Annotated in this window: 1 protein-coding gene; it reads right to left on the reverse strand. The window is 75.4% G+C overall.

What is annotated here, in order from left to right:
- On the reverse strand, positions 1-609 hold a 609-nt coding region (locus tag ABTU92_RS29720), incomplete at both ends, for a HAMP domain-containing protein (RefSeq protein ID WP_408095137.1).

Consider the following 609-nt stretch of genomic DNA (forward strand, 5'->3'; position numbering starts at 1 on the left):
CGATGCGGGCCGCTCCGGTGGCGAGGTCGGCGACGCCGGCATTCGCCCGCGCCGCCTCGTCGGCGGCCCGGTGCGCGATCGCCGCGGAGTGCTCGACCTGCTGGGTGATCTCCGCGATGGTGGCGGAGAGCTCCTCGGTGGCGGTCGCGATCGACTGCACGCTGGTGGTCGCCGTCTCGGTGGCGCTCGCTGCGTCGCCCGAGCGTCCGCTGGTGTCGGCGGCCGTGTCCGCCATCGCCGCAGCGGCGGCGTGCATCTGCACGGCCGCGGCGGCGAGCTGGTCGGCCGTCGATGCCGCGGTGCGGTCGAAGGCGGCGATGTCCCTGGCCATCCGCTCCGCCCGCATCGCCTTCTCGGCGCACTCGGCGTCTTCCCGGGCGCGCAACTCGGTGGCTGCGATCGCGGCGAGGCGGAGCGTCTCGATCTCCTGCGCCATCAGCCCGATCTCGTCGGTCCGCCCGGTCTCCGGCACGCGGCTGTCCAGCCGCCCTGCGGCGATCTCGGCGATGCCGTCGCGCAGCCGCGTCAGCGGCCGCAGCACGAGGCGCAGCGCCAGTCCCAGCACCAGCGCCGACAGGACGAGAATGACCAGCGCGCCGACCGCGTTGC

Source organism: Rhodoplanes sp. SY1 (genome assembly GCF_046000175.1).
Classification (GTDB): domain Bacteria; phylum Pseudomonadota; class Alphaproteobacteria; order Rhizobiales; family Xanthobacteraceae; genus Rhodoplanes.